Annotated in this window: 15 protein-coding genes; 8 read left to right on the top strand and 7 right to left on the bottom strand. The window is 64.4% G+C overall.

Features of this window, described 5'->3' with window-relative positions; all coding sequences use genetic code 11:
* Positions 1-83 precede the first annotated feature (83 nt).
* Genes LB547_RS26260 through mdh form a run of 4 tightly spaced genes read right to left on the bottom strand, consistent with a single transcriptional unit; the run spans position 84 to position 3,153 of the window.
* Positions 84-581 carry a DUF1579 family protein gene (locus tag LB547_RS26260; RefSeq protein WP_140759194.1) on the bottom strand — a complete coding sequence of 166 codons (498 nt, stop codon included), beginning with the start codon at positions 579-581 and terminating at the stop codon, positions 84-86.
* Positions 582-584: 3 nt separating this feature from the next.
* Positions 585-956, bottom strand: a complete 372-nt coding sequence (locus LB547_RS26255) for a cupin domain-containing protein (protein WP_140492802.1) — start codon at positions 954-956, stop codon at positions 585-587.
* Positions 957-960: 4 nt separating this feature from the next.
* The gene (sucC, locus tag LB547_RS26250) at positions 961-2,154 is read right to left on the bottom strand and encodes an ADP-forming succinate--CoA ligase subunit beta (protein WP_140492804.1); all 1,194 of its coding nucleotides are present in this window, start codon (positions 2,152-2,154) and stop codon (positions 961-963) included.
* A 30-nt stretch (positions 2,155-2,184) separates the two neighbouring features.
* Positions 2,185-3,153, bottom strand: coding sequence for a malate dehydrogenase (gene mdh / locus LB547_RS26245; protein ID WP_140492808.1), 969 nt, complete (start codon positions 3,151-3,153; stop codon positions 2,185-2,187).
* 235 nt (positions 3,154-3,388) lie between these two features.
* On the opposite strand from mdh, the gene LB547_RS26240 reads away from it, so the two are divergent.
* Positions 3,389-3,817 carry a GNAT family N-acetyltransferase gene (locus LB547_RS26240; protein ID WP_140759196.1) on the top strand — a complete coding sequence of 143 codons (429 nt, stop codon included), beginning with the start codon at positions 3,389-3,391 and terminating at the stop codon, positions 3,815-3,817.
* A gap of 21 nt (positions 3,818-3,838) precedes the next feature.
* On the opposite strand, the gene zapE is transcribed toward LB547_RS26240, so the two are convergent.
* The 3 genes from zapE to LB547_RS26225 all read right to left on the bottom strand — a co-directional run bounded on the left by zapE (position 3,839) and on the right by LB547_RS26225 (position 6,245).
* On the bottom strand, positions 3,839-5,098 hold the full coding sequence (gene zapE / locus LB547_RS26235) for a cell division protein ZapE (protein ID WP_140492814.1): 1,260 nt from the start codon (positions 5,096-5,098) through the stop codon (positions 3,839-3,841).
* A gap of 27 nt (positions 5,099-5,125) precedes the next feature.
* Positions 5,126-5,665, bottom strand: coding sequence for a protease inhibitor Inh/omp19 family protein (locus LB547_RS26230; RefSeq protein ID WP_140492818.1), 540 nt, complete (start codon positions 5,663-5,665; stop codon positions 5,126-5,128).
* 136 nt (positions 5,666-5,801) lie between these two features.
* A complete protein-coding gene (locus LB547_RS26225) occupies positions 5,802-6,245 on the bottom strand; it encodes a VOC family protein (protein ID WP_140492821.1) in 444 nt (147 codons plus the stop codon).
* A 129-nt stretch (positions 6,246-6,374) separates the two neighbouring features.
* Between LB547_RS26225 and LB547_RS26220 the strand changes: the two genes are divergently transcribed.
* The 7 genes from LB547_RS26220 to LB547_RS26190 all read left to right on the top strand — a co-directional run bounded on the left by LB547_RS26220 (position 6,375) and on the right by LB547_RS26190 (position 13,144).
* Positions 6,375-7,394, top strand: coding sequence for an MBL fold metallo-hydrolase (locus LB547_RS26220; protein WP_140492824.1), 1,020 nt, complete (start codon positions 6,375-6,377; stop codon positions 7,392-7,394).
* Between the two features lie 89 nt (positions 7,395-7,483).
* Positions 7,484-7,645 (top strand): DUF1328 family protein, encoded by a 162-nt coding sequence (locus LB547_RS26215; RefSeq protein ID WP_140492827.1) that lies wholly within the window; start codon positions 7,484-7,486, stop codon positions 7,643-7,645.
* Between the two features lie 72 nt (positions 7,646-7,717).
* Positions 7,718-8,602 carry a diaminopimelate epimerase gene (dapF, locus tag LB547_RS26210; protein WP_140518073.1) on the top strand — a complete coding sequence of 295 codons (885 nt, stop codon included), beginning with the start codon at positions 7,718-7,720 and terminating at the stop codon, positions 8,600-8,602.
* Complete coding sequence (gene mtaB, locus LB547_RS26205) at positions 8,602-9,927, top strand: tRNA (N(6)-L-threonylcarbamoyladenosine(37)-C(2))-methylthiotransferase MtaB (RefSeq protein ID WP_140759198.1); 1,326 nt, start codon at positions 8,602-8,604, stop codon at positions 9,925-9,927. Before dapF ends, mtaB begins: the two co-directional genes overlap by 1 nt.
* Positions 9,928-9,939: 12 nt before the next feature.
* Entirely contained in the window at positions 9,940-11,772 is a 1,833-nt protein-coding gene (gene ftsY, locus LB547_RS26200) for a signal recognition particle-docking protein FtsY (RefSeq protein ID WP_140566685.1), read from the top strand.
* Positions 11,773-11,826: 54 nt separating this feature from the next.
* Positions 11,827-12,501 carry a septation protein A gene (locus tag LB547_RS26195; RefSeq protein ID WP_140524974.1) on the top strand — a complete coding sequence of 225 codons (675 nt, stop codon included), beginning with the start codon at positions 11,827-11,829 and terminating at the stop codon, positions 12,499-12,501.
* A gap of 22 nt (positions 12,502-12,523) precedes the next feature.
* Positions 12,524-13,144, top strand: coding sequence for a pyridoxamine 5'-phosphate oxidase family protein (locus LB547_RS26190; protein ID WP_140729433.1), 621 nt, complete (start codon positions 12,524-12,526; stop codon positions 13,142-13,144).
* The last annotated feature ends 17 nt before the right edge of the window (positions 13,145-13,161 follow it).

The following is a 13,161-nucleotide window of genomic DNA, read 5'->3' as shown; positions in this document are numbered from 1 at the left end:
CGCTCGTCTCCACATAAACACACAGCCAATATATGTGTGATTATGTGTCTTTCTTCAACCGCTTTGCCCAGGATTTCCATCGCTCAGCCATCCCCCAAAACGGAAGGCGGGACGCGCCGGTAAAGGCCGCTAATCATGTCTTGCCAGCCGTCGCTGCCGACGGGCTGGCATTGCAGTCGCATGCGATAGCTGTCGCTGCCGTCGAAAGCGTAGGTCACGCGTGCGGCCCCGCGCGGCGACGAGCGCAACAGCGTCAGTGTGTTGCCCTCCCACGTGCCGGAGGCCGGCGAGGCCGGCACAAAGCCCATCGAATCGAACTGATGCATGGTGACAAGGCTGTTTTGCCGGTCGAAGCCGAACACGCTGTGCGCGCCGAACGAAATCGTCCCGTCGCGGCGCTGGCGATAGCGTTGCACTACGAACAGGCCGCCGAACTGTGCCTCTGCCAGTACTTCCGAAGTCGCTGAGCCGCCATCGGCCCATTGTGTGTCCGCGACCTCTTCCTCGCCACGCCACGCGCCGACCAGCGCCTGCAGGCGCTGGTGATCGGGCGAGAGCGAGGAGAAGGAGGCCGCGTTCATGGTTCAGAGCCGCTTCAGGTCGGTGACGGTGAGATCGCTCTTGGCATTGCCGGTGTTGAGCGTCGTCGCCGGCTCGAACATCAGCACCACCGGTTCCGGTGTCAGCGAACGCGGCCGGTGCTCGACGCCGCGCGGCACGACGATGAAGTCGCCTTCGCCGAGCTCGACCGGACCGTCGCGGAAATCGATGGCGATGCGACCGCGCAGCACGAGGAAGGCTTCGTCTTCGTTGTCATGGGCATGCCAGTCGAAAACCGCGCCGAACTTGGCGACCTTCGCCTGGCTGTCATTGACGTCGCCGGCGATATGCGGATCGAAGACATCCGCGATCTTCGCATCCGCAGCCTCGACGAGGTTTATCTTGCGTGGAGGCACTTGATCAGCCCTTCACCGCCGCCACGATCTTCTTGGCCGCGTCGTCAAGATCGTCGGCTGACACGACGTTGAGGCCGCTGTCGTTGATGATCTTCTTGCCGAGTTCGGCATTGGTGCCTTCCAGGCGCACGACCAGCGGCACTTTCAGGCCGACTTCCTTGACCGCGGCGATAACGCCCTCGGCGATGATGTCGCATTTCATGATGCCGCCGAAGATGTTGATCAGGATGCCCTTGACCGCCGGATCCCTGGTGATGATCTTGAAGGCCGCCGTCACCTTTTCCTTCGACGCGCCGCCGCCGACATCGAGAAAGTTGGCCGGCTCGGCGCCGTAGAGCTTGATGATGTCCATCGTCGCCATGGCGAGGCCGGCGCCATTGACCATGCAGCCGATATTGCCGTCGAGCGCGACATAGGCGAGGTCGTATTTCGACGCCTCGATCTCCTTCTCGTCCTCTTCGGTGGTGTCGCGCAGCTCGAGCACATCCGGATGGCGAAACAGCGCGTTGTTGTCGAACGACACCTTGGCGTCGAGGACGCGCAGCCGACCGTTTTTCATGACGATCAGGGGATTGACCTCGAGCAGGCTCATGTCCTTCTCGACGAAGGCCTTGTAGAGGATCGGGAACAGCGTGCCGCCGTCCCTGGCAGCATCGCCGTCGAGCTTCAGCGCGCCATTGAGTTTCTTCACGTCATCCGCGGTAACGCCCTTTTCCGGATCGATGGCGACGGTGATGATCTTTTCCGGCGTGTCGTGGGCGACCGCCTCGATGTCCATGCCGCCTTCGGTCGAGACGACGAAGGCGATGCGGCCGACCGAACGGTCGACCAGAACAGACAGATAGAGCTCGCGCTCGATATCGGCGCCATCCTCGATATAGAGCCGGTTGACCTGCTTGCCGGCCGGGCCGGTCTGCTTGGTCACCAGCGTGTGGCCGAGCATCTCGTTGGCGTTGGCGACGACGTCGGCGACCGACTTGGCCAGCCGCACGCCGCCCTTGGCGTCGGGCCCGAGCTCCTTGAACTTGCCCTTGCCGCGGCCGCCGGCATGGATCTGGCTCTTCACCACATAGAGCGGGCCGGGCAGCGCCTTGGCGGCGGCTTCCGCCTCATCAGCCTTGAACACCGGCACGCCTTGGGCCACCGGCGCGCCAAAGCCCTTCAGCAGCGCCTTGCCCTGATATTCATGGATGTTCATCTGGATCGTCTCCGGATCAGCTGCTGGGGTTCACTTCGAGGCGAGTTGCGGCGCGATCTTGACGCAGGCCTCGGTCAGGCCTTGCACCGCCGCTACCGAGCTATCGAACATCTTCTGCTCTGGCTTGGAAAGCTCGATCTCGATGACGCGCTCGACGCCACCGGCGCCGATCACCACGGGAACGCCGACATAGGTGTTCTTCACGCCATACTGGCCGGAAAGATGAGCCGCGCAAGGCAGCACACGCTTCTTGTCCTTGAGATAGGCTTCAGCCATCGAGATCGCCGATGCGGCCGGCGCATAATAGGCCGAGCCGGTCTTCAACAGGCCGACGATTTCGGCGCCGCCATCGCGGGTGCGCTGCACGATCTGGTCGAGCTTCTCCTTCGAGGTCCAGCCCATCTTGACGAGATCGGGCAGAGGAATGCCTGCAACCGTCGAATAGCGGATCATCGGCACCATGGAATCGCCATGGCCGCCGAGCACGAAGGCGGTAACGTCCTCGACCGAGACCTTGAACTCCTCGGCCAGGAAATAGCGGAAGCGAGCGCTGTCGAGCACGCCGGCCATGCCCACGACATGGGTGTTGGGCAGGCCGGAAAACTTCTGCAGCGCCCAGACCATCGCATCCAGCGGATTGGTGATGCAGATGACGAAGGCCTTCGGCGCGTACTTCTTCAGGCCGGCGCCGACCTGTTCCATGACCTTGAGGTTGATGCCGAGCAGATCGTCGCGGCTCATGCCCGGCTTGCGCGGCACGCCGGCGGTGACGATGCAGACGTCCGCCCCTTCGATCCCGGCATAGTCGTTGACGCCGGTCAGCCTGGAATCGAACCCGTCGACCGGCGACGATTGCGCGATATCGAGCCCCTTGCCCTGCGGGATGCCTTCGGCAATATCGAACAGAACCACGTCGCCGAGGTCCTTGAGGCCGATCATGTGAGCGAGCGTGCCGCCGATCATGCCAGAGCCGATAAGCGCTATCTTGTTGCGTGCCATGTCAGGATAGTTTCCCTTTGTTCGTGATGTCGCTCAAATCGCTGACGATCTGATGACGGCGTCGAGGAAGAGACCGGAATGCTGCGGGGATCCCGCGAGATTTCGCCGCACCCAATAGCCCCGGCGCCGCGTAAATTCAAACGATTATTTTGGAGCGAGCGTTTTCAATCGGTTAGAGTAACCGGGATTTACGTAAACGTAAAAGTTTTTAACTCGACTGAAGAGAATTTACACGATGAAGATAGAGATCGTAAGACTTGAAGCCGGCGATGACGCCCTTGTGATGCGGGTCGCCGAGGATGTGTTCGACGAACCGGTCAGGCCAGATCGATTGGCAGTCTATCTCAGGGAACCCGGCCACTTCATGGTCGTGGCGCTCGCCGACGGCGTGACCGTCGGTCAATGCGCCGCCATCATTCACCGTCATCCCGACAAGGCGACGGAGCTCTACATCGACGAGGTCGGCGTATCGCCGGCCTTCCAGCGCCAGGGCATCGCGCGAAAGATGCTCGACGCGATGTTTGCGATCGGCAGGGAGAATGGCTGCGAAGAAGCCTGGGTCGGCACCGAGCCGGACAACCGTGCCGCCCGCGCGCTTTACGAGTCGCGCGAGGAGACGCACGAGTCAGCAGAGAGCTTCCTCATGTATGTTTATCAACTGTAGCGAGGCTGACAGGAGTTCGGCCTATCTTCGTCCTAGGGTGCGCGCTTCGCTTTGCGTCGCTCCGCCCTGGGACGAAGGCGGCGTAGCCGGCGCCTGCCGCGCCTCCGGCGTCGTCTTCGCCTTCCGCCGCTCCGCCCAATCCTCCAGCCAGTCGCGGCTCTGCATCTCGATCAGCCGCGAAGCCGTGCGTTCGAACTCGAACACCTCGACGCCGCGCTTGGCCACATAGAGTTGCTGCGGCGGCGCTTCCGCGCTTACCACCAGCCTGATGTGATGGTCGTAGAGCGTGTCGACCAGCAGGATGAAGCGCTTGGCCTCGTTGCGCCGGCCTTCACCCAGCACCGGAATGTGGTCGATAAAGATGGTCGAGAAGCGGTCGGCAAGGGCCAGATAGTCGCGCGCGCCGAGCGGCTTCTCGCACAGATCGGCGAAGGAAAAACGCGCCGCGTCGCCGGCGGCGCGCGGAACGGCCAGCTGCCGGCCCTTGACGGCAAGCAACGTCTCGGCCGTCGGCGCGCCGCGCGTCATCGTTTGCCAAGCCGCGTCCATCGCCTCATCGGCCGCCGCATCGGCGGGCGTGACATAGACCGGCGTACGGGCAAGCTTTTCCAGCCGATAGTCCTTGTCGGCATCGAGCGAGAGCACCTGCGCGTGCCGTTCCAATATGCCGATGAAGGGCAGGAAAAGCTGACGGTTCAGCCCGTCGCGATAGAGATTTTCCGGTGCCACGTTCGACGTCGCCACCAGCACCACGCCGCTGGCGAACAGCGCCGAAAACAGCCGGGACAGGATCATCGCATCGGCGATGTCGGTGACCGAGAACTCGTCGAAACACAGTACCCAGGCCTGTTCGGCAAGCGCCCGCGCCACCGGCGGAATCGGATCGTCTTCCCTCACCGTGCCGTCCTTGCGCTCCTGCCGGTGCTTCTGGATGCGGTCCTGCACCTCGGCCATGAAGTCGTTGAAATGCACGCGGCGCTTGCGCCGCACCGGCAGCAGCTCGAAGAACAAGTCCATCAACATGGTCTTGCCGCGGCCGACGCCGCCATGGATGTAGAGGCCCTTGACCGCCTCGTGCGTCTCGCGCCTTCGGGCGAAGAGCCAGCCAAGCGCGCTCGATTTGTGCGCCAGCCGCTTCACCGAAATCTCTGATATCAGCCGGTCGAGAGCGGTGACGATCCGCTCCTGCGCCGGATCGCGCTCGATGGCACCGGTGTCGACCAGATGGTCGTAACGCTGCCTGACGGTCACATGGGTCTGGAGGCCGTCACGCAGATGCATAGGTCACGTCGTTGTCGAGGGATTGGCTTACCTTGTAAGCGAGATCGGCAGGCCATTGGAAGTCTGGCCGTCGAATTTCGAGCCGCCCGAGGAATAGAGCCGTGCCAGCGTGCCGCCATTCTCATCGTAAAGCGTCAACTGCTTGCCGGCGACGTTCCATGACTTGATGCCGTCGATCGGCGCCGGGCAATGCAGCGGTCCGGCGCGGAAACCGGCGCCGAATTTGGTCTGCGGCGTCGCCACCTTGCAGCTCTGGCCGGAAACGCTGGCGTTCCATACGCCGGCGACACTGGCCGCGGTCAGGTCCGGCGCACCCGCCGGCGCCGAACCGTCCGGCGGCAAGGAGGCGACCTGGCTGTTCTGCGGGGCGGTCGGGAATTGCGAAGGATCCGTGGTGCCGGGGGAGGCCGGGGGCGGCAACTGGTTGGCCGTCACCTGACCCGACGGCGCCGGCTGCAGCGGCGCCGGCTGCTGGTCGTCCATCGAGGAAAACCGTGAGGTTGAGCAGCCGCTCGCAACGAGCGCCGCCAGCGATACGGCCACCAGGGCTGTTTTCGAAAAAGTCATTTCAACCTCCGTCGGATCCGGCGGGGCTGCCGTCCGCACAATGTCGCCCTCCACCAAGATGGAGAAGGTGGCGAAATTTCAACCCGATATGGTTAAAATAGGGTTTGCGCCAAGAATTGTTGCAAATTTGTCGCTATCATCCGGCCAGCGGAGCGCTCGGCACGAATATATAGCCGTCCGGTCCGACGACATAGCTCTCGCGCAGGCCGTGCGGCTTGTCGATCGCTCCGGCCAGCACGATGTGGCCGTGATCGCGCGCGGCGGCCTCGACCGCATCCGGATTGGCGCCGTAAAGGCGCAGTTCGATGCCGGCGCCGCGTGTCTCGGCGCCGGCGATCGTCCCTGTCATGGCATTGTCGAGATAGGAATGGTCGGCGTGCAGCATGAACACCGAGCCCAGCAGCTCGATCGCCGCGAAATCCTCGTCGGCATAGATGATATCGGCGCCGAGCACGTCGCGGCAGAAGGCTTCCATGGCCGCCATGTCGCTCACCAGCAGGTTGACGCCGATGCCGCGCGCCAGCGAGCGGCCGAAATCCCCGGCCTTCATCCATGGTGTCCTGGTCCGCTTCATCGCCATGGCATCGTCCTCCCCAATCCGATCCTACTCAAGCCGGCCGCCCGGGCCGTTGGCATTCGGCCGGCAAACGCTTGCGCCAGCCGGCACAAGGGCTATGTCTATCAAGACGAAATTCGCTGGAGCCGCAAATTGGCTGCGAGACCGAAAGCCGCCAATCGCTACTATAACGGCCCGCCCAGCGATCATTTCGACGGAATCTTGTTCTTCAATCCCGGCGGCCAGCCGCCGGCGCGTTTCGCCGATCTGCTGAAATGGCAGTTCAATGGCCAACGCTCGAAATGGCCGGCCACCAATCCGAGCCCCTTTCCGCAGGCAAAGCCGCCTGCACGTGTCGAGGGCGCCGGCCTGACCGTGACCATGGTCGGTCATTCCACGCTGCTGGTCCAGACCGCGGGCCTGAACATCCTCACCGATCCGGTATGGTCGCTGCGGGCCTCGCCGTTCTCCTTCGTCGGGCCGAAACGCGTCAACGCGCCGGGCATCGCCCTGGCCGACCTGCCGCCGATCGATCTCGTGCTGATCAGTCACAATCACTACGACCATCTCGACATCGCGACGCTGAAGCAGCTCAAGGCCAGGCACGACCCGCTGGTGGTGACCCCGTTCGGCAATGACGTCCTGATTGGCGGGGCGGTTCCCGGCATGCGGCTCTCGGCGCATGACTGGGGCGACAGGGTCGACATCGGGGATGGCGTGGCCGTCCATGTCGAGCCGGCGCATCACTGGTCGGCGCGCGGCACACGCGACCGGCGCATGGCGCTGTGGGCCGGCTTCGTCATCGAGACGCGGGCCGGCCGGATCTATTTCGCGGGCGATACCGGCTTCCATGATGGCATCAACTACCGGCTCATAGCTCACAAGCACGGCGGCTTCCGCTTCGCCATCCTGCCGATCGGCGCCTATGAGCCGCGCTGGTTCATGGCCTCGCAGCATCAGAACCCGGAGGAGGCGGTGCAAGGCATGAAATTGTGCAACGCCGCCTATGCGGCCGGTTGCCATTGGGGCACGTTCCAGCTCACCGACGAGCCGATCGACGAGCCCGCACGCAAGCTCGACGAGGCGCTGGAGGCCGAGGGCCTGCCGCGCGAACGTTTTCGCGCCTTGCGGCCGGGCGAGGTCTGGGACGTGCCGCAGGAAGCGGCGCTCTGACCGGGGCCTGCCGCGGCAGGCGGAACCCGAGCGCCACCGGCGCGTTTGTTGAAGGGGCTTCGATTTCTATCGCTTTGCGAGGCATTTCCATGCTCAGATGGATCATCATTCTCCTGATTATCGCCGCCGCTGCGAGCCTGCTCGGCATGCCTGCATTAGCGGGTGCGGCGGCCACCGGCGCGCGCATCCTGATCGGTATCGTGCTGATCATATTCCTGCTGATCGTGCTCGGCGTCTTCGCCGTCACCTGAAGGCGCGATGCACTGGTAATTCCCGCCCTTTTCCGCCATATAGCGGCAAACAGTACGGAATGACCGGAAGAAATGGCAGGCACCGCCCCCTTCGCCAAGATGAACGGCATCGGCAACGAGATCATCGTTGCCGACATGCGCGGCCGTGCCGACCGGGTGACGCCGACAGCGGCGATCGCGCTCAACGCCGATGCCTCGACGCGATTCGACCAGATCATGGCGATCCATGAGGCGCGGACGCCGGGTACGGCCTATTTCATCGACATATTGAATTCGGACGGCTCGGGCGCGCAGGCCTGCGGCAACGGCATGCGCTGCGTCGTCCAGGCGCTGGCGGCCGAGACCGGACAAAAGACATTCACCTTCGAGACCGTCGCCGGGATCCTCAACGCGCAGGAACATGCCGACGGCTCGATCTCGGTCGACATGGGCACGCCGCGCTTCGGCTGGCGGGACATTCCGCTTGCCGAGGAATTCCGCGACACCCGGATGATCGAATTGCAGGTCGGGCCGATCGACGCTCCGGTGCTGCATTCGCCCTCGGTCGTCTCCATGGGCAATCCGCATGCCATCTTCTGGGTCGACCGCGACGTCTGGTCCTACGAACTCGACCGCTTCGGACCGCTGCTCGAAAACCATCCGATCTTCCCCGAGCGCGCCAACATCACCATCGCGCAGGTGACCTCGCCCGACAGCATGATCATCCGCACCTGGGAACGCGGCGCCGGCCTGACCAAGGCTTGCGGCACGGCATCCTGCGCCGCCGTCGTGGCTGCGGCCCGCACCCGGCGCACCGGGCGCAGCGTCAATCTACTGACCCCCGGCGGCGGCTCGCTGCACGTCGAATGGCTTGAAAACGACCATGTCATCCTGACCGGTGCGGCCGAATGGGAGTTTTCCGGCAGCTTCGATCCCTCGAGCGGCGCCTGGGCGCGCGACACCGAAAGCGCGGCCTGATGCCCGCTCCTTTCAAGGATGGCGATGTGGGGAAGGGCCCCAATCGCATCGAACTGGTGACCTTCGGCTGCCGGCTGAACACCTATGAATCCGAGGTGATGCGGCGCGAGGCCGAAACTGCGGGCCTCGGTGGGCTGGCTGGCGGCGCCGTCATCTTCAACACCTGCGCCGTCACAGGTGAGGCGGTGCGCCAGGCCAAACAGGCGATTCGCAAGGCGCGCCGCGACAACCCCGAGGCTCGCATCATCGTCACCGGCTGCGCGGCGCAGACCGAGCCGCAGAATTTCGCTGCCATGGACGAGGTCGATCTCGTTCTCGGCAATGAGGAGAAGCTGAAGGCCAATTCCTATCGCGCGCTGCCGGATTTCGGTGTCAACGACAGCGAGAAGGCGCGCGTCAACGACATCTTCTCCGTACGCGAGACCGCCGGCCATATGGTCGATGCCATCGAGGGCAGGGCACGCGCCTTCGTGCAGGTGCAGAATGGCTGTGACCACCGCTGCACCTTCTGCATCATCCCCTATGGCCGCGGCAATTCACGCTCGGTGCCGATGGGCGCCGTGGTCGAACAGGTCAAGCGGCTCACCGGCAATGGCTATGCCGAGATCGTGCTGACCGGCGTCGACATGACGAGTTTCGGCGCCGACCTGCCGGGCGCACCGAAACTCGGCAGGCTGGTGAAGACCATCCTGCGCCAGGTGCCGGACGTGAAGCGCCTACGCCTCTCCTCCATCGATTCCATCGAGGCCGACGACGATTTGCTCGACGCCATCGCCACCGAGCCGCGGCTGATGCCGCATCTGCATCTGTCGCTGCAATCCGGCGATGACATGATTTTGAAGCGCATGAAGCGTCGGCATCTGCGCGATCAGTCGATCCGCTTCTGCGAAGACGTGCGCAAGCTGCGCCCTGACCTCGTCTTCGGCGCCGACATCATCGCCGGCTTCCCGACCGAGACGGAGGCGATGTTCGAAAATTCGGCAAAGATCGTCGAGGAATGCGGGCTGACCCACCTGCACGTCTTTCCGTTTTCGCCGCGCGAAGGCACGCCCGCCGCGCGCATGCCGCAGGTCCGCCGCGAAGTGGTCAAGCAGCGGGCAGCCCGCCTGCGCGCCGCCGGCGAGACCGCATATCGCCGCCATCTGTCGTCGCTCTCCGGAACGCGCCAGTCGATCCTGATCGAGCGCGACGGGCTCGGCCGCACCGAAGGGTTTACGCTCGCCGCGCTCGCCACCGGCGCGCCGGGCGAGATCGTCGAAGCAACAGTCACCGGTCATGACGGCGCCCGGCTGATCGCGGCCCCGCTTGCCGCCCGCGCCGCCTGAGAAACGCAAGAGATGGCCGGGTTCTTCAAGAAGATATTTTCGTTCGGCAAGAAGGAGGTCGTCGAGGAGCGCGTCGACGAGACCGCCCCGCTGCCGCCGATCAAATGGGATCAGCTCGACACGCTGAAGCCGGCGGCCGAGCAGGCCGTTCCGGAATTCCTGAAGCGGGAGGAGACCCAGGCTCAGCCTCCCGTCGAGCCCGCGCCGCCCGAGGAGCCGACACCCGAGCCTGCCCCGGCCATTCCGCCGGTGCCGGAGCCGACTGTTCCGCCCGAGCCGGAACCGCTGCCGGAGCCGCGGCCGGAGGAGGAACCGGCACCGACGCCCGAGCGCCCGGAGCCGCCGGCACCTGAGGAAGTTCCGACACCTCCGGCCATTCCGGAGCCTGCGCCCGAACCGCGGCCGCAGGAGGTACCGCCGCCAGCGCCCGCCGAGCCGGAAATTGTCCCGTCGCGCCCGGAGCAGCTGCCGGAACCGGCACCCGCCGAAGTACCGACGCCCGCCGAAGTTCCGGTCGAGACGCCGGCGCCAATCGAGATTCCTACGACACCGTCTTCGGCGCAGCCGTCACAGGCCGGCGCCCCCCCTCATCCGCCTGCCGGCGCCTTCTCCCCGTATAGTGACGGGGAGAAGGAAGAAGTTCCATCGCCAACGCCTCCCTCTCTCCGTCCTTCATGGGGAGAGGGTAAGGGTGAGGGGCGCCAGCCTGTCGAGAACCTGGCACCCAGTGCCGAAACTGCCGCCGAAATCTCGCCGCCAATTCGCCAGCCTGCGCCGATCGAGCCGCAGCCTGTGCGCGCCGAGATCGCGCCGGAACCTGAGGCAGTTCCCGCGCCGCCGAAGCCCACGCCCGCTCCCGTCAAGGTGACGGTCGCCAAAAAAGTGGAGCAGAAGGCCGAGCCGCAGAAGGCGCCGGAGCCGGCGCCGCGGCGCTCCTGGTTCCAGCGCATGCGGGACGGGCTTGCCCGTTCCTCGCGCGAATTGTCGGGCAACATTGCTGGCGTCTTCACCAAGCGCAAGCTCGACGACGACACGCTGCAGGACCTGGAGGACGTGCTGATCCGCGCCGATCTCGGGCTGGAGACCGCCTTGCGCGTCACCGATTCGCTGGCCGCCAGCCGCTACGGCAAGGATGTCTCCGACGCCGAGGTCCGCACCGTGATGGCGCAGGAGGTCGAGAAGGTGCTGACCCCCGTCGCCCTGCCGCTGGAACTCGACCTCAGCCACAAACCGCATGTCATCCTGGTGGTCGGCGTCAACGGCACCGGCAAGACCACGACCATCGGCAAGCTGGCGGCCAAACTGACCGATGGCGGCCTGTCGGTGATGCTGGCCGCCGGCGACACCTTCCGAGCCGCCGCCATCGAGCAGCTCAAGATCTGGGGCGAGCGGACGAAATCGCCGGTCATCGCCTCCAAGCTCGGCGCCGATGCCGCCGGCCTCGCCTACGATGCCTTCGAGAAGGCGAAGGAAGCGGGTTCCGACGTGCTGATCATCGACACCGCCGGCCGATTGCAAAACAAGGCCGAGCTGATGGCCGAGTTGGAAAAGATCGTGCGCGTGCTGGGCAAGCTTGATCCGGAAGCCCCGCACACCGTGCTGCAGACGGTCGACGCCACCACCGGCCAGAACGCGCTCAACCAGGTCGAGATCTTCCGCAATGTCGCCGGGGTCAACGGCCTGGTGATGACCAAGCTGGACGGCACGGCGCGTGGCGGTATTCTGGTGGCGATCGCGGCAAAACACAGATTGCCGGTCTATTTCATCGGCGTCGGCGAACAGGTTGACGACCTCGAACCGTTCTCGGCAAGCGAATTCGCCAGGGCGATCGCTGGCGTTGCGTAACGGCATGATCCCGGGGAAGATTGCTTCAACCGGATCGTGCGTAAGAAGGAAGATATGAACCCACCCATTCTCGAACGCGATCCGTCCGACCCGCAGAAAGAGAAGAAGGAAGGCGTCAACCCGCTGCTCAAGCTCGTTCTCGAGCTAGGGCCGCTGCTGGTGTTCTTTTTCGCCAATGCGCGAGGCGAATGGCTGACGCAGAAATTCCCGGCGCTGGCTGAATTCGGCGGCCCGATCTTCGTCGCCACCGGCCTGTTCATGGCCGCCACCGCGATCGCGCTGGTCGCGTCGTGGCTACTCACCCGCACCCTGCCGATCATGCCGATGGTGTCGGGCGTCGTCGTCTTCATCTTCGGCGCGTTGACGCTCTACCTGCAGGACGACATCTTCATCAAGATGAAGCCGACCATCGTCAACACGCTGTTCGGCGGCGTGCTGCTCGGAGGGTTGTTCTTCGGCAGATCGCTGCTTGGCTACGTCTTCGATTCCGCCTTCAGGCTTGATGCCGAGGGCTGGAGGAAACTCACCTTCCGCTGGGGTCTGTTCTTCCTGTTCCTGGCCCTCGTCAACGAGGTGGTGTGGCGGAATTTTTCGACCGATGCCTGGGTTACCTTCAAGGTCTGGGGCATCATGCCGATCACGCTTCTGTTCACCTTCAGCCAGATGCCGCTGATCCTGCGCCATTCGCTGGACGACAAGACCGGCGGCGAAGAGAAGGCCCGCAAATAAGGCCTGCAATTGGGGGAGTGCCATGGAATTCGTCACCACGCGCGAAGAGCTGCGGACGATCTACAAGACGCCGCGTCCGATGGATGGTTCGATCCGCAAAGAATTGAAGGCGCTGGACGGCCATTGCCGCTCCTTCATAGGCAAGAGCCCCTTCGTGCTGATCGGCTCCTCCGACGGCGAAGGCAATGCCGATGTGACGCCCAAAGGCGACAAGCCAGGATTCGCCGCCGTGCTTGACGACAGGACCATCGCCATCCCCGACCGGCCCGGCAACAACCGGCTGGATACGCTGGAGAACATCCTGCTCAATCCGTCGGTCGGGCTGCTGTTCCTCATTCCCGGCATGAACGAGACGCTGCGCGTCAATGGCGACGCCCGCATCACCGTCGACGCCGCTTTGCGCGAACGGCTGGCCGTCGACGGCAAGGAGCCGCAGAGCGTCGTCGTGGTCGCCGTCAAGGCCGCCTACATGCATTGCGCCAAGGCCTTCATGCGCTCCGAGCTTTGGAAGCCGGAGAGCTGGCACGATCGCGCCACGCTGCCGACGCTCGGTCAGATCCTGCGCGACCAACTGGCGCTCGCCGATTCGGCCGAGGCGACCGACCGCTGGCTGGACGACGAATACAAGCAGACGATGTGGTAGCGTGCGCGGAAGATTCG

The sequence above is a fragment of the Mesorhizobium sp. B264B1B genome, assembly GCF_020165765.1.
GTDB lineage: Bacteria > Pseudomonadota > Alphaproteobacteria > Rhizobiales > Rhizobiaceae > Mesorhizobium.
This window is presented reverse-complemented; position numbering and strand designations above follow the sequence as displayed.

What these genes read in the sequence shown, in the direction of transcription:
- LB547_RS26260 (WP_140759194.1), bottom strand. Translation starts at nt 581, where the DNA reads ATGAACGCGGCCTCCTTCTCCTCGCTCTCGCCCGATCACCAGCGCCTG.
- sucC (WP_140492804.1), bottom strand. Translation starts at nt 2,154, where the DNA reads ATGAACATCCATGAATATCAGGGCAAGGCGCTGCTGAAGGGCTTTGGC.
- mdh (WP_140492808.1), bottom strand. Translation starts at nt 3,153, where the DNA reads ATGGCACGCAACAAGATAGCGCTTATCGGCTCTGGCATGATCGGCGGC.
- LB547_RS26240 (WP_140759196.1), top strand. Translation starts at nt 3,389, where the DNA reads ATGAAGATAGAGATCGTAAGACTTGAAGCCGGCGATGACGCCCTTGTG.
- zapE (WP_140492814.1), bottom strand. Translation starts at nt 5,098, where the DNA reads ATGCATCTGCGTGACGGCCTCCAGACCCATGTGACCGTCAGGCAGCGT.
- LB547_RS26230 (WP_140492818.1), bottom strand. Translation starts at nt 5,665, where the DNA reads ATGACTTTTTCGAAAACAGCCCTGGTGGCCGTATCGCTGGCGGCGCTC.
- LB547_RS26225 (WP_140492821.1), bottom strand. Translation starts at nt 6,245, where the DNA reads ATGGCGATGAAGCGGACCAGGACACCATGGATGAAGGCCGGGGATTTC.
- LB547_RS26215 (WP_140492827.1), top strand. Translation starts at nt 7,484, where the DNA reads ATGCTCAGATGGATCATCATTCTCCTGATTATCGCCGCCGCTGCGAGC.
- dapF (WP_140518073.1), top strand. Translation starts at nt 7,718, where the DNA reads ATGGCAGGCACCGCCCCCTTCGCCAAGATGAACGGCATCGGCAACGAG.
- mtaB (WP_140759198.1), top strand. Translation starts at nt 8,602, where the DNA reads ATGCCCGCTCCTTTCAAGGATGGCGATGTGGGGAAGGGCCCCAATCGC.
- ftsY (WP_140566685.1), top strand. Translation starts at nt 9,940, where the DNA reads ATGGCCGGGTTCTTCAAGAAGATATTTTCGTTCGGCAAGAAGGAGGTC.
- LB547_RS26195 (WP_140524974.1), top strand. Translation starts at nt 11,827, where the DNA reads ATGAACCCACCCATTCTCGAACGCGATCCGTCCGACCCGCAGAAAGAG.
- LB547_RS26190 (WP_140729433.1), top strand. Translation starts at nt 12,524, where the DNA reads ATGGAATTCGTCACCACGCGCGAAGAGCTGCGGACGATCTACAAGACG.